The organism is Sulfuricurvum sp. (genome assembly GCF_028713855.1).
Lineage (GTDB): Bacteria > Campylobacterota > Campylobacteria > Campylobacterales > Sulfurimonadaceae > Sulfuricurvum.
The window spans coordinates 49,849-69,760 of the sequence record NZ_JAQTNN010000012.1 but is presented as its reverse complement, the minus strand read 5'-3'; the positions used below and the strand labels follow the sequence as shown (position 1 = coordinate 69,760).

Annotated in this window: 17 protein-coding genes; 10 read left to right on the top strand and 7 right to left on the bottom strand. The window is 44.1% G+C overall.

Annotated features, from left to right (window positions below; all coding sequences use genetic code 11):
* The first annotated feature begins 80 nt into the window (after window positions 1-80).
* From acsA to PHI47_RS11100, 5 genes are read left to right on the top strand one after another with little or no spacing between them, the layout of a single operon-like run.
* Window positions 81-1,832, top strand: a complete 1,752-nt coding sequence (acsA, locus tag PHI47_RS11120) for an acetate--CoA ligase (protein ID WP_299937243.1) — start codon at window positions 81-83, stop codon at window positions 1,830-1,832.
* Window positions 1,833-1,842: 10 nt separating this feature from the next.
* A complete protein-coding gene (pdhA, locus tag PHI47_RS11115; protein ID WP_299937241.1) occupies window positions 1,843-2,799 on the top strand; it encodes a pyruvate dehydrogenase (acetyl-transferring) E1 component subunit alpha in 957 nt (318 codons plus the stop codon).
* Window positions 2,796-3,779: an alpha-ketoacid dehydrogenase subunit beta gene (locus PHI47_RS11110; protein WP_299937239.1), complete on the top strand. Its 984-nt coding sequence runs from the start codon at window positions 2,796-2,798 to the stop codon at window positions 3,777-3,779. Before pdhA ends, PHI47_RS11110 begins: the two co-directional genes overlap by 4 nt.
* Window positions 3,776-4,927 carry a dihydrolipoamide acetyltransferase family protein gene (locus PHI47_RS11105; RefSeq protein WP_299937238.1) on the top strand — a complete coding sequence of 384 codons (1,152 nt, stop codon included), beginning with the start codon at window positions 3,776-3,778 and terminating at the stop codon, window positions 4,925-4,927. The genes PHI47_RS11110 and PHI47_RS11105 overlap by 4 nt, the downstream gene beginning before the upstream one ends.
* Window positions 4,924-5,172 (top strand): phosphopantetheine-binding protein, encoded by a 249-nt coding sequence (locus PHI47_RS11100; RefSeq protein ID WP_299937235.1) that lies wholly within the window; start codon window positions 4,924-4,926, stop codon window positions 5,170-5,172. The genes PHI47_RS11105 and PHI47_RS11100 overlap by 4 nt, the downstream gene beginning before the upstream one ends.
* 6 nt (window positions 5,173-5,178) lie before the next feature.
* Here the strand turns inward: PHI47_RS11100 and PHI47_RS11095 are convergent, their stop codons facing one another.
* The gene (locus tag PHI47_RS11095) at window positions 5,179-6,039 is read right to left on the bottom strand and encodes a hypothetical protein (protein WP_299937233.1); all 861 of its coding nucleotides are present in this window, start codon (window positions 6,037-6,039) and stop codon (window positions 5,179-5,181) included.
* Between the two features lie 134 nt (window positions 6,040-6,173).
* Here PHI47_RS11095 and PHI47_RS11090 point away from each other — a divergent pair, with 134 nt between their 5' ends.
* Genes PHI47_RS11090 through PHI47_RS11075 form a run of 4 tightly spaced genes read left to right on the top strand, consistent with a single transcriptional unit; the run spans window position 6,174 to window position 10,163 of the window.
* Complete coding sequence (locus tag PHI47_RS11090; protein WP_299937229.1) at window positions 6,174-6,512, top strand: TraR/DksA family transcriptional regulator; 339 nt, start codon at window positions 6,174-6,176, stop codon at window positions 6,510-6,512.
* Between the two features lie 10 nt (window positions 6,513-6,522).
* Window positions 6,523-6,996 carry a DUF2603 domain-containing protein gene (locus PHI47_RS11085; protein ID WP_299937227.1) on the top strand — a complete coding sequence of 158 codons (474 nt, stop codon included), beginning with the start codon at window positions 6,523-6,525 and terminating at the stop codon, window positions 6,994-6,996.
* A gap of 7 nt (window positions 6,997-7,003) precedes the next feature.
* Complete coding sequence (locus PHI47_RS11080; RefSeq protein WP_299937225.1) at window positions 7,004-7,630, top strand: protein-L-isoaspartate O-methyltransferase; 627 nt, start codon at window positions 7,004-7,006, stop codon at window positions 7,628-7,630.
* 4 nt (window positions 7,631-7,634) lie between these two features.
* The gene (locus tag PHI47_RS11075; protein ID WP_299937223.1) at window positions 7,635-10,163 is read left to right on the top strand and encodes a cation-translocating P-type ATPase; all 2,529 of its coding nucleotides are present in this window, start codon (window positions 7,635-7,637) and stop codon (window positions 10,161-10,163) included.
* A 30-nt stretch (window positions 10,164-10,193) separates the two neighbouring features.
* On the opposite strand, the gene amrS is transcribed toward PHI47_RS11075, so the two are convergent.
* From amrS to PHI47_RS11055, 4 genes are all read right to left on the bottom strand, one after another.
* Window positions 10,194-11,219 (bottom strand): AmmeMemoRadiSam system radical SAM enzyme, encoded by a 1,026-nt coding sequence (gene amrS / locus PHI47_RS11070; RefSeq protein WP_299937219.1) that lies wholly within the window; start codon window positions 11,217-11,219, stop codon window positions 10,194-10,196.
* Window positions 11,220-11,253: 34 nt separating this feature from the next.
* The gene (locus tag PHI47_RS11065; RefSeq protein ID WP_299937216.1) at window positions 11,254-11,682 is read right to left on the bottom strand and encodes an Hsp20/alpha crystallin family protein; all 429 of its coding nucleotides are present in this window, start codon (window positions 11,680-11,682) and stop codon (window positions 11,254-11,256) included.
* A 110-nt stretch (window positions 11,683-11,792) separates the two neighbouring features.
* Window positions 11,793-13,913, bottom strand: a complete 2,121-nt coding sequence (locus PHI47_RS11060; protein WP_299937214.1) for a Tex family protein — start codon at window positions 13,911-13,913, stop codon at window positions 11,793-11,795.
* A gap of 64 nt (window positions 13,914-13,977) precedes the next feature.
* Window positions 13,978-15,189 carry a phosphoglycerate kinase gene (locus tag PHI47_RS11055; protein WP_299937212.1) on the bottom strand — a complete coding sequence of 404 codons (1,212 nt, stop codon included), beginning with the start codon at window positions 15,187-15,189 and terminating at the stop codon, window positions 13,978-13,980.
* A gap of 156 nt (window positions 15,190-15,345) precedes the next feature.
* Between PHI47_RS11055 and PHI47_RS11050 the strand changes: the two genes are divergently transcribed.
* Window positions 15,346-16,797, top strand: a complete 1,452-nt coding sequence (locus tag PHI47_RS11050; protein WP_299937210.1) for a pyruvate kinase — start codon at window positions 15,346-15,348, stop codon at window positions 16,795-16,797.
* Window positions 16,798-16,809: 12 nt separating this feature from the next.
* On the opposite strand, the gene PHI47_RS11045 is transcribed toward PHI47_RS11050, so the two are convergent.
* Window positions 16,810-18,186, bottom strand: coding sequence for a sensor domain-containing diguanylate cyclase (locus PHI47_RS11045; protein ID WP_299937207.1), 1,377 nt, complete (start codon window positions 18,184-18,186; stop codon window positions 16,810-16,812).
* 70 nt (window positions 18,187-18,256) lie between these two features.
* Window positions 18,257-19,900: an alpha-glucan family phosphorylase gene (gene glgP / locus PHI47_RS11040; RefSeq protein ID WP_299937204.1), complete on the bottom strand. Its 1,644-nt coding sequence runs from the start codon at window positions 19,898-19,900 to the stop codon at window positions 18,257-18,259.
* Between the last annotated feature and the right edge of the window lie 12 nt (window positions 19,901-19,912).

Below are 19,912 nucleotides of genomic sequence, written 5' to 3'. Positions count from 1 at the left end.
CATAAGGAATCTTACATCTATTTTAGCTTATCATGGTTGATTATTGATTGTACCTGAAAAGAATTTTCGGAGGCTAAACAATGGAAAAACATTTTATCGATAAAAAGGCGGAGGATTTTTCAGTCCGACCTAATATAATGGAGTATGCTCAAGAGTACGCTTCATTCAAATGGGAAGATGTTTCTGCGCACTTTGAAGGATTACCCTCAGGGGGACTGAATATTGCCCATGAGGCAATCGATAGACATGCCAACGGGTTACTTGCCGAGAAAACTGCATTAGTGTGGTTAGGTGAGAATGGAGAACGCAGAACCTATACCTTTTTAGAGATGAAAAAACAGACGGCTAAATTTGCCAATGTTCTCCAGACCCTCGGGGTTGAGAAGGGAGAACGGGTTTTTACCCTCTCTACCCGTCTTCCCGAACTTTACATTGCCGCACTCGGTATTCTCAAAAATCGCAGTGTTCTCTGCCCCCTCTTTTCCCAATTCGGCCCTGAACCGATACTTCAACGCTTAGTGCGCGGTGATGCCAAAGTCCTTCTAACGACTAAAATTCTTTTTGAAAAAAAAGTGCGCTCCCTGCTGGATCAATTGAAGGATTTGCGATACGTCTTATTGATTGATGCAGAAGAAGATGAAAGTGATCAAATTCGCTCTCTCCCGCGCCTTATGGAAAATGTTTCCGAGTATTTTGATATTCTCCCCACCGATCCCGAAGATATGTCGGTACTCCATTTTACCAGCGGGACGACGGGAATGCCCAAAGGGGTCGTACACGTCCATAAAGCAATTTACACCCATTGGATGAGCGGCCGCTATGTTCTCGATCTTCACGAGGATGATATTTACTGGTGTACCGCCGATCCGGGCTGGGTAACAGGGACATCGTACGGAATCATTACCCCTTGGCTGCACGGTGTCACCAATATCGTTGATGAAGCAGAGTTCGATGCCGCACGATGGTATAGTATTTTACAAAACGAACGGGTAAGCGTCTGGTATACGGCACCGACAGCGATACGGAGATTGATGCGTCTGGATACTAATCCCAGAGACGAGTATGACCTTAGCGCACTGCGCCTTGTACAAAGTGTCGGCGAACCGCTTAACCCTGAAGCAGTGATTTGGGGGATGGAGAAACTGAAACTCCCAATCCATGACAACTGGTGGCAGACGGAAACAGGCGGTATTATGATCGCTAATCTACTCTCCCAGCAAATCCGTCCCGGATCAATGGGACGTCCTCTTCCGGGAATCGACGCGGGAGTGGTTATGCATCATGATGATGGCAGTGTAAGTGAAATCACCGAGGCGAACAAAGAGGGGGAACTCGCCCTTCGTCCCGGATGGCCATCGATGTTTCGTGCCTACCTTCATAACGACGAAAAATACGCCAACTCTTTTGTCGGAGGGTGGTATCTCTCAGGCGATTTGGCCTACAAAGATGAAGACGGCTATTTTTGGTTTGTCGGACGCGCCGATGATATTATCAAAACTTCCGGCCATATGGTTGGCCCCTTCGAAGTCGAAAGCACCCTAATGGAACATCCGGCAGTAGCCGAAGCGGGGGTGATCGGCAAACCCGATCCCCTCATCGGGCAGTTGGTCAAGGCATTCGTCTCTCTCAAAAGCGGGTACGAGCCTTCTGAAGATCTTCGACGCGAATTGATCGGATTCGGACGTAAAAGACTGGGGGTAGCAGTAGCCCCAAAAGAGCTCGAGTTTCAGCAAAGCCTCCCTAAAACCCGCAGCGGAAAAATTATGCGACGTCTTCTCAAAGCACGTGAAATGGGTCTGCCAGAGGGTGACACCTCTACCTTGGAAGATTAAGGAGATAAGAATGAAAACAGATAGTGACATTGTCCATAAATTCTATCGTGATATGCTGTTGATCCGCCGTTTTGAAGAGAAATGTGTGGAAATGTACAGCCGCGAAAAAATACGGGGTTTCTTGCACCTCTACATCGGCGAAGAGGCAATCGGGGTTGGAGTAATGCACGCGCTTGCTCCCGATGATGCCGTCCTCGCCACCTATCGCGAACACGGACAGGCTCTCGCACGGGGAGTCCATCCCAATCGGATCATGGCCGAAATGTACGGGAAGCTGGAAGGCTGTTCCAGAGGACGTGGAGGATCAATGCATATTTTTGATGCAGAAAAGCGTTTTTACGGAGGGAGTGCTATCGTCGCCGGTGCTCTTCCTGTAGCGGTTGGGATGGCATTGGCTGATAAGATGATGAAGCGCAATCGTGTCACCGTCTGCTTTTTCGGTGACGGAGCCGCAGCCGAGGGGGAATTTCACGAATCGCTAAATCTTGCCGCCTTGTGGCATCTGCCAATCCTATTCATCTGTGAAAACAACCTCTATGCGATGGGGACAGCGATCGAGTTTTCCCACTCCGAGACGAACCTTGCCAAAAAGGCATCATGCTATCGTATTGAATCACATCAAGTGGATGGAATGGATGTCGAAGCGGTAGCTGAAGCGTCCGAAAGTGCTGTAGAAAAAATACGTGATGGAGCGGGACCGATATTTCTCGAATGTTTAACGTACCGTTTTCGTGCCCATTCGATGTTCGATGCCGAACTCTACCGCTCCAAATCCGAAGTAGATGAGTGGAAAAAGAGAGACCCTCTTTTAGTACTGCAACAGCGCTATCCAAGTATTAATATTGAAAAATATGAGCATGAAATTACCATAACTATTGACGAAGCGCTCAACTTTGCCGAAAACGGCACGCTGGAGCCGAGAGATGATCTCACAAAATTCGTCTATACACAAGGGGGAGTACAATGAGTACCGTCATTACCTACCGTGAAGCGATTCGACAAGCGATACGTGAAGCGATGGAGAAAGACGAACGGGTCTTTTTGATGGGAGAAGATGTCGGTCGTTATGGTGGCAGTTTCGCCGTCAGCATGGGTCTCTTGAAACAATTCGGAAACGAGAGGATCATCGATACCCCGCTCAGTGAATCGGCTTTTACAGGTGCAGGTATCGGTGCGGCATTGAACGGTATGCGTCCCATCGTCGAAATCATGACCGTCAATTTCAGTCTCCTCGCACTGGATCAGATCATGAATAATGCCGCTACCTTGCTTCACATGTCGGGAGGACAGTTTAACGTCCCTCTGGTGATCCGGATGACAACCGGAGGGGGAAAACAGCTCGCTGCCCAACACTCCCACTCACTGGAGGGGTGGTTTGCCCATATCCCCGGTCTCAAAGTCCTCACCCCTGCCACCGTACAGGATGCCTATGACATGGTTGGATTAGCCCTTGCCGATCCCGATCCCGTGTTAATCTTCGAAAACTCTCTCCTTTATAACGCCAAGGGAGATTTAGATACCGCATCGACCCCGCTTGCTATCGGCAAAGCCAAAGTACACCGTGAGGGGAAAGAGATCAGTATCCTTTCGTATGGTATCAGTGTGTTTAAAGCCCTCGAAGCCGCTGACATTCTTGCATCCGAGGGAATCGATGCTGAAGTGATCGATCTGCGTTCGTTGCGTCCTCTGGACGATGAAACGATAATGGCGACTGTGCGTAAAACCCATCGGGTGATGATTGTGGATGAGGGGTGGAAATCGGGAAGTATCTCAGCAGAGATCATGGCTCGCATCAACGAACAGGCTTTTTTCGAACTCGACGCCCCTATGGGGAGAGTGTGTTCTGCCGAAGTTCCCTTTCCCTACGCCAAACATCTCGAAGATGCCGCACTGCCGCAACCGGATAAAATAGTCGCCATGGCTAAAAAATTGATGGAGGAGTCATGAGTACTTTTGTAATGCCCAGTTTGGGTGCCGATATGGAATCGGCGGTGTTGATGGAATGGAAGATAAAAGAGGGAGACCGTGTTGAAAAAGGGCAAGTGATCGCCGAAGTTGAAACCTCCAAAGGGGTAATCGAAATCGAGGTATTCGAAGAAGGAACTGTCGATAAAATCCTTGTTAAAGAAGAAACGGAGTGTACGGTAGGAACCCCGTTAGCCATCATCCGAACCGATAATGAAACTTTAGAAGAAGAAATGCCAACACAAACGCTCCAGCATCTCGATGAGAAAAGACCGCATACAGATGCTACCATCGATATACCGGTATCGGAATCCTCCGAACGGGTCAAAGCTTCCCCAGCAGCAAGAAGGAAAGCCAAAGAGTTAGGAATTGATCTTTTCAGTCTCGCCGCAACGACAGGTGAAGTTCATCTGTCGCACGTTGAATCTGCTGCTCCAGCCGAACCTGTTGAACAAAAAACACAAGTAAGCGGTATGCGTCAGGCTATTGCCCGTGCTATGAGCCGCTCCAATTCCGAAATCCCCCACTATTATCTAACCACTTCTATCAATATGACTCCCGCATTGCATTGGCTTGAAGAGATGAATGCCAAACGAAGTATTAAAGATCGAATCCTCCCCGCAGCTTTGCTGATCCGCGCCGTCGTTCTATCTCTCAAAGCCGTCCCAGAACTCAACGGTTTTTGGGAGAATGATGCTCCAAACATCAAAACGCAGATCAATGCCGGCATCGCCATCGCATTACGGAAAGAGGGTCTTATCACCCCGGCTTTACTGAATGCGGAATCTATGAATCTGGATGAGACAATGCATTCGTTGGACGATCTTATCAGCCGTACCCGTGCCGGAAAACTGCGAAACACCGAGATTACTCAGCAAACCATCACAATCACCAACCTCGGTGATCTCGGGGTTGAAAGCGTCTACGGTGTTATTTATCCCCCACAGCTAGCACTGATAGGATTGGGACGAATCATCAACGTTCCATGGGCTGAAGGGGATGCGCTATGTGTACGCAAAGTGATGCAGGCGACGCTCGCAGGAGACCATCGTGCCACCGACGGACGAACCGGAGCGAAGTTTCTCGAAAAACTGAACGATCTATTACAACACCCTGAGGAGTTACTATGACGCAAGAGCAGATTAAAGCCGCTATCATCGAACAGATACTATTTATCGCTCCCGATATAGAGGAAGCCAATATCATCCCTGATAAAAACATCCAACGCTCTTTGGAGATTGATTCCTTTGATTTCCTAAAGATACTGACCGCTTTAAATGAAGTGACAGGGGTCGAAGTTCCTGAATCTGATTATTCGAAGGTGGATACACTGGAACATATGTGCGAGTATTTTATGAAAAGAGTGAAAGACTAGAGTGTGTTACTCATGCCCTTCGTGCTTCTTGCGTCCGACATAATTTAGTATAGCCATCGAGACGATTAAAATACCGACTCCACTGATGAGATAAAATGCATAGTTCATATTGCGTATATCGTCAATAGCCACTTTGAACACTACCATCAACGACTCGATCGAGAGGGCGATAATGATCGAGGTTAAAAATTTTGTCAGAGTTTTGTATTCGGTCCCCTCTTCGAGCGTCAAGGATCGATAGAATACTTCCTGTTCTAAAATCGTTTTTGCCAAATCATAGATTGCAATTGCCAGAGTAATCCCGATAATCGATTTGAATACATGCTGCAATGTCTCATCACCGAAACTTATCAATGCCTTCACAAACCCGATCAATCCATATACGCCGAGAAACATTGCTAATAAAACCAATCCGCCGCCCAAAAGCGCATAGATGGCAATGGAGAGTTTTGAGATAAGTCGGTTGCTGTCGATAAGGTGCATTTTACTCAATACCGCAACCAAATCGAGATCAAACACGGCAATCTTGCCGTCAGGATATTTACGGGCAAATGAGACTTTCGGCTTGCCGCTGTTGGCACAGATATAAGGATTCGAGATATAGTTGCCTTTCTCATCGAACTGTATACGGTTGATAAAATAGGCTCTGTCTGAACCCTTTAACGACATATCATGTCCGCTGCGGTGCCATGTCGGAGTTATCTGCTCCCCTTGGGCATTCATCAAGTACATATCACTCAGACAAGGGAGACGTTTGAAAAAGTTCTGTACTTGAACATCATCAAAATCATGACGTGGATTATCACTGATCGTCGTCAGTAAAAATCCCTCTACAGCATCCCGATTGTCTCTATATATTTGCATCATTTGTTTCATCACTATATTCCATACTATAAAGTTATTTAGTGTATCCAAATCTGTTGTGCGATGTCAAAATACTTTTTAACCTTTTTTCGTTATCATCTAGCATTGTTAAACGTTTATCATAAAAGGGGGATATCATGAGTACACCTAGTAATCTTACTATCAAAAATTTTGAAGCTATCCTAAAAGCAGAAAAAGCAAACCTCGAAAAAAACATACAAATGCTCAAAGCCGAAGTAAGCAGCATTGAATCGGATAAGGATATAGGCGATATGGAAGATTTAGCAGAGCTTGAAATCGACAATTCAAGAGATCATGCGATCCTTTACAAGCTTCAATCCCAGGTATCTGAGATCGATGCCGCATTGATACGTATCAGTATGGGAATCTACGGTATTTGTGAAAAAACAGGTAAATCTATACCAATAGAGAGATTGATCGCCAATCCAACGGCTCGCACCGTTGTAGGCGAGTGAAAGGATCAGTGTGATTTATCCTGAACATTTAACCAATCATTTGGGGGAAATTGCCGGAAAGCTTGGTATCAATCCCAGTGAGATGACCATAGTAAAAATGACTCCGGGTGCTGATGATCGGCATAAAGAGCTTGAACTGATCCAAGGGGATTGGAATGATACGCGCCCTTGGATTATTTTAGATGAAAGAGATCGGATTTACACATTAACCTCGGCCGAATCTTTATCGATGATAATACATCTTCTAACCGCCAGCCAAAGTGAAAATTTCCAACATAAACTTGAAAAAGCAATTTGGCAGCGTCTGCCCATCGATTTTAATGATGTTTGGGAAGTAGCGATGGATCGGATACAGACAATGGCCCGTTCTCAGTCGGACAGTTTGGTCGTGAACATTGATTTGGATTGGCTGGTAAGTGAAATCAAGCAAAAATATCCGAATCTTTTTTATCATCTAGACCAGTTGATGGAACAAAAAGAGTAATCGGACAATGGAAAACACAATGGATGGAAACGGATACCTTATCCATCATTTAAAGGTTTCAGGTGTTCTCCAATCACCTTCTCTCATCAATGCATTTAAAACATGCAACCGAATCCTTTTCGTCCCCGAAGAATTTTATCCGTATGCCTATGATGACCGTCCGTTGCCGATCGGCACAGAACAAACCATATCACAACCCTATACCGTTGCCATTATGCTTGAACTCCTGCATCCGCGTATCGGAGACAGAGTACTCGATATCGGTTCAGGCTCAGGATGGACAACCGCCCTATTAGCTACGACAGTCGGGACATCCGGATTTGTGGAAGGCGTTGAAATTATTCCTCGATTAGTGGAATATGGAAACGAAAATTTAGCCAAAGCCGATATTCATAACGCAACAATCACATTAACCGATCCTTCGATCCTCGGAAAACCGGGAAAACTTTATGACTGCATTCTAGTTTCTGCCAGCGCTCACGAGATGCCGACTGCACTGATCGATCAGCTAAAACCACAGGGGAGACTCGTCATCCCCATCCGAAATAGTATATGGCGAATCAAAAAAGAGAAAGACGGAACTGTTACGAGCGATGAATTTCCGGGATTCCGGTTCGTCCCTCTGATCGTCTAAAAAAATGATGAAAGAAACCACATCTAATGGATTAAGTCGTGATGAAGCCTCTGAAAGACTCCATAAATATGGTCTGAATGTACTGCCAGGAACACAGCCGAAAACATTTTTTTATATCATGTTAGACGTTATCAAAGAGCCGATGTTTTTGATGCTGCTTATTGCCGGAAGTATTTATCTTGCCTTGGGCGATCGTGCTGAAGCACTGTTTTTACTCTCATTCGTTTTTGTCGTTATCGGTATCACATTAATGCAAGAACACAAGACGCAACGGGCATTGGAATCGTTACGCGATCTATCTGCACCACGTGCTCTGGTTCGACGTGACGGTGTAGATATCCGTATCGCTGGTCGAGATGTAGTCCCTGGTGATCTGCTGGTATTACATGAAGGGGATCGTATCGCCGCCGATGCCATACTTATAGAGGGGCAGTTATCGGTTGATGAATCACTATTAACGGGTGAAGCCGTTCCGGTCAACAAATTGCCGAGTGGAACCTCCAACACACAGAAAGCGGATAGCACTGCTTTATTATTTGCCAGTACTGTGGTTACCAAAGGAATTGCACTAGCCGTAGTACGTTCCACAGGCACATATACAGCTATCGGTCGCATAGGCCAGACGCTTGCATCAACCGAAGAGATTCCCTCCGGATTGCAGTTAGCTTCACGGTCTCTGATTCGTAATCTAACTATTCTGGCTATCAGCATCGCAATTGCATTAATTTTTATTAATTGGCTGTTAAATGATAAATCTTTTCTGGAAAGCCTTTTATCAGGTATTACCTTGGCGATGGCAATCCTTCCCGAAGAGATCCCTGTTATTCTCACTGTATTTTTGGCACTGGGTGCTTGGAATATTTCGAAAATAAAAGTCCTTACCCGCCGAATCAGTGCTGTAGAGGCACTGGGAGCCATCAATATCCTCGCCGTAGACAAGACAGGGACATTGACGCAAAACAGGATGAAAATTGCCGAATTGTACGTCGATGATACTCTCTTTATCGCAGACGAAGAGAATAAACTGCCCGAAATATTTTATCCGTTGATTGAATTTGCCATGCTGGCTACCCCGCTGGATTCCTTTGATCCCATGGAAAAAGCAATCCAATTCTTTGGTCATACACAGCTAATTGGAACAGAGTACCTGCACAATGAATGTGTTCCTGAATTTCAATACGATCTTTCTCCTGATATCATGGCAATGACTCAAATTTTTTCCCATATCAGCCCTTCCCTTCATCTTCTTGCAACGAAAGGGGCACCTGAAGCGGTTGTCGATTTATGTCATCTTTCTGAAACTCAAAGAAATGAAATCCAATGGCGTGTTGAAGCTATGGCTGCACGGGGACTTCGTGTATTGGGAGTAGCCAAAGGTGAAATACAATCCAGAGGTAACAATCCGGTTTGGCCTAAAAGTCAGCATGATTTTGATTTTACTTTTTTAGGACTTGTCGGGTTTATGGATCCTCCGCGACCTGAAGTCCATGATGCAATAGCTGAATGCCGAAGTGCAGGAATACGGATACTTATGCTTACAGGCGATCATCCCGCTACGGCACGTACGATTGCGAAACAAGTAGGATTATCTGAACGGGCAAATGTCATTACCGGTGACGAAATTTCACAATTAAACGATGAAAATTTGATTTTACGACTATACGAGACGGATATATGTGCCCGTATGCTACCTGAACAAAAGCTTCGTTTGGTGCAGCTATTACAAAAAAAAGGTAACGTTGTTGGCATGAGTGGAGACGGAGTCAATGATGCCCCTGCGCTTAAAGCTGCCGATGTTGGTATTGCCATGGGCGAACGAGGCACCGATGTGGCAAGAGAAGCTGCCCACATAATTCTTTTGGACGATAGTTTTGCCAGTATTGTTGCTGCGATCCGTCAAGGAAGAAATATTTATGATAACATAACCAAAGCAACCCGATTCACGTTTGCCGTCCATGTCCCTATTATTGCCCTGACTCTTATTCCTGCACTTTTACACTGGCCTGTATTGCTGATGCCTATTCATATCGTTCTTCTCGAACTGCTGATTGATCCTGCGTGTGCTATTGTTTTTGAAGCTGAAACAGCGGCTAAAAATATAATGAAACGTCCGCCTAGAAATCCGGAAGCAACCCCATTTGGTGGCAAGAATATCGCATTTGCATTGATTCAGGGAAGCGGTTTTGCACTTATATTACTCATCGCTTATCATGTGTTGCTGCAGATGGGGTGGATTATCACTACGATTCACATCACTCTCTTTACAGCACTGGTTTTTGGCTTATTTTTATTGGTGCTTGCCAACAGTGACAATAGCCCTTTTTCACAACCTCGTAATCCATGGCTGCTATATATGTTCGCTGCCGTCACACTTTTGCTTCTCACCGTACTTTTTATCCCATTATTACGTGATTTGCTTGGTTTTGCCACGCTTACACTTCCACCCATTATTGCTGCTTGTATACTGCTTTTCATAAGCGGAGTATGGTTACTGAGCGTGCATCGGATTTATGAACCCTCATTAAAAGCATAGCAAATTTTCATCTTCGCACTATGATCTGAATTAGTGCCAAATCCCCTCTATTTGTGTGCCGCAGTAGGGACAGCTGTTTGCATTAACCAAATGGTTGGTCACGTACTGCCCGATATGGCCGTGACGGTCAATGACCAGCTTATGACAGGAGGGACAATAGGTCGATTCACGTGCCTCATCGTCAATATTGCCGACATAAACGTATTTCAGCCCTGCCTTCTTGCCGATCTCATATGCGCGTCGAAGTCTAGAGCCCTGTGTTCTTGGAACATCTTGCATTTTATACATCGGATGAAATCCGCTGATATGCCACGGCATACTCGGATCAAGAGAGGCTTGAAACTCTGCAATCGCGCGTATCTCGTCATCCGAATCATTGTATCCCGGAATTAGAAGGGTTGTTGTCTCAATCCATATCCCTTTTTTATGGGCATATTCGATGGTATCCAGAACCGGTTTAAGCGATGCCCCGCAGATATCATGGTAAAAGGATTGTTCATATCCTTTAATATCTATATTCATTCCATCCAGATACGGGGCTATCGTATCGATTGCTTTATGCGTTTCGTAGCCGCTGGTGACGTAGATATTTTTCAGTCCCGCTTCGTGTGCAAGGCGGGCAGTGTCATAGGTATATTCGAAAAAGACAACAGGCTCATTGTACGTGTATGCAATACTGTCACATTTGTATTCTAATGCCAAATCAACAGCCGCTTGGGGAGAAAGGGGGCGTCCGAAAATTTCGTGTTGATGTTCTTTGGGGTATTGGGAGATATCGGCATTTTGACAAAACTTACACGAAAAATTGCATCCGACGGTTCCAAAGGAAAAAACCTTCGACCCCGGCAAAAAATGAAACATCGGCTTTTTCTCTATGGGATCAACATTCACTGCCGCTGCAAGGCCATAGGTGAGGAGATAGAGCTCCCCGTTTTCAACTTTACGAATACCGCAGATCCCGTATTCACCTTCAGAGAGCTTGCAATGTTGATTGCAAGCTTCGCACGCTATTCTTCCATCCTCTAGTTTGTGTGAAAGCCATGCTATTGCTGACATTTCAACTCCTTTCAACGGACTTATTTTGATACGGCTATTTTACGTTGATCTCTTTGGCCGTCTCGCTTATGGCCTCTTTTTTCGGAAGTGTAATCTCAAGAACCCCGTCTTTATTTTCGGCATGAACATTCTCTGCATCCACATTTGAAGGCAATGTAAAACTGCGGCTAAAACTGCCAAAACTGCTTTCACACTGATAATAGTCCTCTTTTTTGACCTCTTCTTTTGTCTTTCTTTCCCCTTTGAGAGTCAAAATATTGTTTTCAACTTTAACACTGATATCCTCTTTTTTGACACCCGGAAGATCGACATCGATATGATAGGCGAATTCCCCTTCTCTCGTATTGACGGTGGGAGTAAAGCTGGTAAACAGATCTTTTTTCAGATCAGAGGAGAAAGCTTCACTAATGCGTTTTTCTAAACTACGCAACTCTTTAAACGGATCAAATCGTGTTAACAACATAATAAACCCCTTCTGAGTAATTTGCAGAGAATTAACCAAACTTTTAGAGCACACCTCTGCTTGAAATTATTCTAACTCCACACAGATTAAACAATCCCTAAACTATAAGATTAATCTATTACATCTCTGAGACTTAGACCGACTTTCCCTTTTATAATATCGACTTCCACAACACGTATACGGCTCAACTGCTGATTGACGCTGAGTACTTCGAGAGGATGGGATATTCGTTTTTCACTCATTTGTGAGATATGAATAAGCCCGTCGTTTTTCAGCCCAATATCAACAAATGCCCCAAAATCGGCAATATTTCGGACAACCCCGGAGACAAAGGAACCCTCTTTGAGTTCTTTGATATCGGTGAGGTCGCAGCGGAACATAATCGGCGGCAAGCTCTCGCGGGGATCAAATCCGGGTTTGCGTAACTCGGTAATGATGTCACCAAGCGTCACATCCCCTACCCCCAATTCCTGCGCGATGTGCGGAATCTGTTCTTTGGTGATTGAGGAAAGATCATAGCGTTTTAAAAGGGTATTCGCCGCCTCATAACTCTCAGGATGAACCCCCGTATTATCCAACACGCTTTTGCCCTCCCGTATCCGAAAGAACCCTGCACACTGCTCATACGCTTTCGCCCCCAGCCCTTTGACTTTGAGGAGTTCCTGCTTGCTTTTAAACGCGCCGCTGTTTTCACGGTATTCCACTATCGCCTTGGCAACTTTTGTCCCCACCCCGGCCACATAGGAGAGGAGTGAGACCGAGGCACTATTAGGATCAACGCCGATACGATTAACCAAATCTTCGGTGACGTCACCCAGTTTCTTTTCTAAGAGCTTTTGATCGACATCGTGCTGATATTGCCCCACACCGAGCGATTTCGGATCGATCTTAACCAGAGCCGCCATCGGATCGCGCAACCTCTGAGCTATCGAGATTGCCCCGCGTATCGTCACATCGAGCTGTGGATACTCCTCCTGTGCGATTTTAGAGGCGGAATAGACCGATGCCCCCGCTTCGGAGACGACGGTATACGTAAGGTTCAACCCCTCTTCGCGGTTCAGCCTTGCAAAGAATTCCTGCGTCTCCCGCGACGCGGTTCCGTTACCGATGGCAACGGCGTTGAAGCCGTAACGCTCACTCAGCTGTTTGATCACTTTTGCACTTTTCTCATAATCGCTTTGCGGTGGTGTAGGATAAATCACGGCGTGATCCAGATACGTACCGTTCTCATCCACAACGGCGAGTTTACATCCCGTGCGGTACGCCGGATCGGCGCCCAAAATGGCACGTTTGGTGACGGGAGGCGAACCTAAAAGCTGTGAGAGGTTTTTACCGAATGTATTGATTGCTTGGATATCGGATTTTTCTTTGATCATCGCATGGACTTCACGTTCCAACGAAGGGAATAAAAGACGTTTGAACCCATCAAGATAACTCGCCAAAATCAGCGTTTGAGAACTTTTGGCCTGTTTGGGAATCCGATAGCGTGCTATCGTATTTTCTATCCGATCCGCATCGAGGGTGATCTTAACGCTCAGCTCTTTTTCGGTTACACCGCGCATAATCGCGAGATAACGGTGCGATGGAATCGAGGAAATTTTCTCACTTTTTCCGGCAAGCTTTGCAAAAAGACCCTCTTCTTTGAGCCCTTTGCTTCCTTTAATCTCAAACGATGAATAATCCAAAATCTGACGACGCCAGTAGTCACGCTCACGAGGGTCATCACTGTAACGCTCGGCTAATATGTCCTGAGCACCTTTGATCGCATCTTCAACCGAAACAATGGAGCCTTTGACAAACGATTCTGCTCTTTTCGTAAACTCGTTCAACTCCAATCGTCCGCTCTCCAACAAATCAGCCAACGGTTCCAAACCTGCCGCGATGGCGACACTGGCTCGGGTATTTTTCTTTTCTTTAAAAGGGCGGTAGATGTCTTCGACCTCTTGCAACGTGGAAGCGGAGTTCAGGCGTAAGCGCAGATCATCATTGAACACTGAACGCTCAGCAATGAGTCGTGCAACTTCCTCTTTACGATCGAGAAGTTTTTTTGAGTAAGTATAAACAGTATCAAAATCACGGAGCTGTTCATCAGTGGCACCACCCGTCATCTCTTTACGGTAACGGGCAATAAACGGGATCGTCGAACCCTCTTCGAGAAGCTTGAGGATATTGGTGATTGTTTTAGAAGATAGCCCCGTTTTTTGGGCTAATAGATCGATTAGGGGAGTCATAAAAATCCTAAGAATAAAAATCTGATTATATCCAACGAAGTTAAATACAAATCAGACCGATTTTTTATGACTTTCTATCCAATTTTTCAAAACCGGGAAGGATTTTCCCCTCCAGCAACTCCAAACTTGCCCCACCACCGGTAGATATAAAACTGAATTTCTCTTTTTCACCCGCTTTTTCTACAGCATCGACGGTATCACCTCCCCCTACGATACTATAAGCATAGCTTTCACTAATGATCGTAGCGAGCTTATAGGTCCCTTTTGAAAATTGATTGATCTCATAAATTCCCATCGGTCCGTTCCAAATAATTGTATTGGAAAGTTCAACCGCTTCTGAAAATAGTTTTAATGTTGCAGGGCCGATATCAACCGCATGAAACCCATCCAGTACATCCTGAACCGGAACCACTTTTACATCGATAGGATGTTCAATCGAATCGGTAATGACCACATCCACCGGCAAATAGACTTTGACCTTATATTGCTTTGCCTCTGCTAGAACCGCTTTGGCCGTTTCCACAAAATCGGCTTCAACTAATGATGCTTTCATATCATAGCCGAGTGCTTGCAAAAAAGTGTTGCTCATTGCACCCCCGATGATCAGTTTGTCCACTTTTTGCATCACGGATGTCAACAGTGTGATTTTGGTAGAGATTTTAGAGCCTCCGACGACCAGTGCGATCGGATGAATCGGATTTTCAAGCGCTTTGGTAAACGCTTCGATCTCCCGCATCATCAAAAAACCGGCTACTTTGGTATCGACATAATCCGCAATCCCGTACGTCGAAGCATCCCGACGATGTGAGGTACCGAAGGCATCGTTGACGTACACATCACACAAATCGCCGAGTTGTTTGCAAAACGCAGGGTCATTTTTTTTCTCCCCCTCATAAAAGCGGATATTTTCGAACAAAAATATACGTTCAATTGAGCACTGAGTATTTTCTCTTTTCAACGTCTCAAAATCGTCGATAAATTCAACCCGTTTTTGGAGCAGCCGCTCCAGCCTTTTTTGGATATGTGTGAGCGAATAACGCTCATCATACCCACCCTTTGGACGGCCCAAATGACTCACCAACGTTATCGAACAGGCATTATGATCGATACAATAGTTGATTGTGGGAAGTGCGGCACGTATTCTACTGTCATCGGAGATGTTGAACTGTGCATCCATAGGAACATTAAAATCGACACGAATCAAAACTTTTTTTCCGGTTACATCAATATCTTTTAGGCTTTTTACTCCACCCATTATATTAATATTGCTAGTCATTGGTTCCCTCTTTTTTGAAACATACTGGAACATTTTATATCCCGATTATCCATATATTACACCAAAATTCATAACATTCGACACCTAAAAAACACTTGTAACATTTTTATCGTACTATTAGCATTATAATAGTGCTAAACAATTACGGAGGGTTCGATGGAGAACGCTTTTTTAACTGAACTGCTCGAAAAATTATTGGATCTCAAAGAGAAAATGACATCCGGCATCGACAGTGATATAACCAATGTCTCTTTGCTCAACATGAAACAATATCTCAACCTTCGCAAACACGATTATTCCCGTTTGCAAGATGATTTGACGAAAGTGGGACTTTCCTCGTTCGGGCGTTCTCAGGCTCATATCGAAGCGAGTATCAATGTCGCCATAGATATGCTCGCCCATGTTCTTCACAAAAAATCCTCAGTCCAAAAAGCGTTATTAAGTTATGAAGAGTCTCACGCCATAATGGATAAGAACAGCGAAATTTTTTCCACCTCAAACGACAAAACAAAAATCATGATCACCGTCCCCTCCGACTACGCGGATGATGAATTTTGGTTTAGCAATCTCGCCCATGAGGGAGTTCATCTCTTTCGGATCAATACGGCTCATGACTCGATAGAAATTTGGAATGATATGGCTAGAGCAATTAATCTGGAACGGCAATCCGGCGGTAAAGATTTGAGGATCTATGTCGATCTAGCCGGCCCTAAAATCAGGACATCGCTGATTAAACGTAAAAAATCATCCGATAAAGTTAAAACAATAAAAGTCAATTATGGGGACAAAGTGCTGATTCGTACATCCGATTACCTTCACACGGATAAAAAATCAAAAAAATATGCGGCAACGGTTGGATGTACCCTTGCCAATCTCGGATACTTAGTTACCATCGGCGACAAAGTCTTTTTGGATGACGGTAAAATCGAAATGGTAATCGAAGAGATGCATGGAGATGATATCGTCTGCTCTGTTTTAACGCACAAAAAAGGGGGCAGTTCTATCAAAGACGAAAAAGGGATCAACTTCCCCGACAGCAACATCGATATCCAAGCCATCAGCGACCATGATAAAGAGATACTTCCATTTATCTGCGAATACGCTGACATCATCGGAATATCCTTTACTCAAACACCCGAAGATATTCATGATCTGATCGAACAACTGGACATACTGGGCAAAAAAGGCAAAATCGCGATTGTCGCCAAAATTGAAACTAAAAAAGGGGTAGAGAATTTACCCAGAATCCTCGAAGCCCTTATCGAATACGGTAACTCTGGGGTCATGATAGCGCGAGGGGATTTAGCCATCGAGATCGGATTTGAAAATCTGGCGTATATGCAAGAGGAGATTCTCGACCTTTGCACCGCAGCGCACATGCCCGTGATTTTAGCCACTCAGGTGTTGGAAAACAAAATGAAAACGAACATCCCCAGCCGCGCCGAGATATCCGACGTCGCATTCGCCCACAAAGCCGAGTGCATTATGCTGAATAAAGGGGAATACGCCCTAGAGACGATCAAAATTCTCAATACGATTTTAACCCAGATGGATTTGATCTTTCGTAAAAATAAACTGCTTTATAATCCGAGTTTTCAGTGGAAGTAACCCAAGATTGATTTACGCTTGATATATCTCCGTTCTGTTTCTGCCGTTCTTTTTAGCTTCGTACAATGCGGTATCTGCTTTTTCAAAAAGAGTTTTTTTCGTATCTTCTTTAGTGAGCTGAGCGATTCCGAAACTGAGGGTCAAATTATTTTCAACATACCTAAATACATACGACTGAACCAGTTTTCGTAGATTTTCAGCTAAATTATACGCACCGTTAAGCTCAGTCGAAGGGGTTAGGATGACAAACTCTTCCCCTCCCCATCGTGCGAAAATATCTCCGTTTTTAATATTATTTTCAATCAAACTGACCAAGTCTTTGAGCAGTATATCACCGGCTTGATGCCCATAGGTGTCATTAACCAGCTTGAAATTATCAACATCGAAAATGATGAGGCTCAAGGGCTGATTGTTGAGATTGGCATTACCGATTTCTAGGCCAAAAATCTCTTCGAAATTTTCACGGTTATTGATACCGGTAAGGTTATCTTTGTATGCTTTTTGCTCCAAAGTATTTGTCATGGAATAGAGTTCATCAACCTTATGTTTCATGGCTTTGTTAATGTTTTTGAGCTGCTGTTTTGTCTCTTCGAGTTCGGTGATGTCGTGCCGTATCGCGATATATTCTACAACATCACCGTCAACGTCCAAAATCGGGATAACCGTCGTATCGACGATATACTGGCTCCCGTTTTTTTTCATATTGGTGACAACACCGTTCCAACTCTTTTTGGCTTTGATTGTGTCCCACAAATCTTTAAACGCTTCTCTGGGCATATCGGGGTGTCGGATAATATTATGCGGCTTTCCGACGAGTTCGTCTCTGCTGTAACCGGATATCTCACAAAATTTATCATTAACGTAAGTAATGACCCCTTTTGGATTCGTTTTTGAGACGATATTGCTTAAATCAACTGCTTTTTTATATTCGGCCAAAAGGTTAGAATTCTCACTTTTGTAATTTTGATTATTGCTGGTAATAATTTCAAAATTTATTGCCAAATCATTGGCCATTTGCAGGGTCAGAGAGTCAATTTCGCTTTGTAAAGAAAATGAGAGATTTCCATTTTCAAAAATAATCTCTTCTATGGCATTTTTTAATTTAGTAATCAATGAAAAAAGATCAGCAGTCGTTACGTTATAGTTATTTAATAGTTGTAAAAATTCGATCTTTATCTGACATTCTGAAACCGTTGCACGCCATTCAATAACGCTGATAAAACAATCACAAAACTCATAAAAAAGATGGGTATTTTTGTCAACAATAGGTAAAGAGTGTCGATGAAGTACATTTTGTACCTCATTTTTAGACATCCATCTTTTAATGATATCATTTCTATTGACTCGTAAAAAATAGGAAAACTCTTCGCTATTTATAATCTTAATCATATACACTCACTTTTAGATTTTGTCATCATTATTTTTGCTTATTGTATAGCAAAAATAATAAAAAACTTCATCAATGATTATACATTTTCACATAATATTCATGCGCCATACGCCCTGAGTCGAATGCAGGAATAACATCGCTCATCGCATTTTTCACCATCTGTGTCCACTGCTCGGGACGGTCGTAATACATCGGTATGATCTCATTTTCCAAAATATCCATAAGGTTTTTGTTATCTTCATGGTCTTGGACTTCGACTGGAGTGCTGTGATCGATCGGCGGAATCGTAAACGCGTTGATCCCGTGTTTTGCAAATTCAGGATGCCATCCATCATCGGTAGAGAAATGAATCGAACCGTTCATACTGGCAGTCATGCCGCTCGTACCGCTTGCTTCGCGCGACACACGCGGTGTATTGAGCCATACGTCTGAACCTTTTTTCAGGATACGTGATAGCTCAAGTTCATAACCGACCAATACTGCCATATTTTTGATTCCATGGCTGATATGGATCAGTTCGTTAAACCCATTTACGGCATTGGTATCAAACGGATACGGCTTGCCTGCCCAAATAACCTGAATAGGATTTTCGGTACATTCCAATAAACGTTTAAAACGTGCAAAATCATGTTTGAGCAGGCCAGGACGTTTGTATTCGGCAAAACGGCGAGCCCAAACGATCGTCAAAATATCAGGATTGAACATTTTACCCGTCTGATCGGCAACCACATTAAAGAGATTGCGTTTGAGATGTTTTTTACGTCCGATCAGAGCATAATCTTCGTGTTCATCCAGCGCGGTAAGCATACCGTTATCGGTCCAGAAACGGCGATTTTGGGCATTGGTGATATAAATGATTTCGGAACGTCCTTCGCAATTCTGCCACATTCGGTTAGCAACCGCACCGTGCATTTTAGAAACGGCATTGGTAATCTTAGAGGAACGTAGCGCCCCTACGGTGAGATTAAAGCTGCTATCGTCTTTCATCTTCATAATCGAACGGACGGTTTCCAAATCTAACCCGTTAAAAAAACCGAATTTATGGAGTAACTGAATATTATGCTGTTCATTTCCCGCATCTTCAGGGGTGTGAGTGGTAAATGCCACCCGTTTTCTGACATCATCCATATTCTGATACTTTGCATACAACTCATACACCAACGGCAAAGCGTGCCCTTCATTCATATGATAAATATCGATATTTTGTCTCAATGCTTCGAGAACTTTTACCCCTCCGATACCCAATACGACCTCTTGTGAAATACGCGTCTCTTCATTTGCATCATAAAGTTTATGGGTGATAGTACGTGCCAAAAAGTCATTTTCAGGGATATCGGTAGAGAGAAGAATTATCGGAGCAGAGCTAAAGACATTGGAAGGCAAATAAAACGCTTTGATATGGACTTCTTGAGAATGAATATTGACCGTAGCCTGTACTCCGAGGTCTTCGAGAAAATAGTAATGTTTTCGGATAAACTCCGTTTCCAGACTCCGGTCTTCGTGGCGTGATTGATCGTAATACCCGAAGCTCCATAAAATGCCTACTCCCACTACATTTTGGCGCAAGTCATAAGCACTTCGCATATGCGAACCGGCTAAAAATCCTAACCCGCCCGAATAAATCTTGAGAGCTTGATGGATAGCAAATTCCATCGAAAAATAAGCAACACTGGTAGTGTATTTCGGATCTATTTCATAATCGTGGAGAATCATATTTTCTTCTTT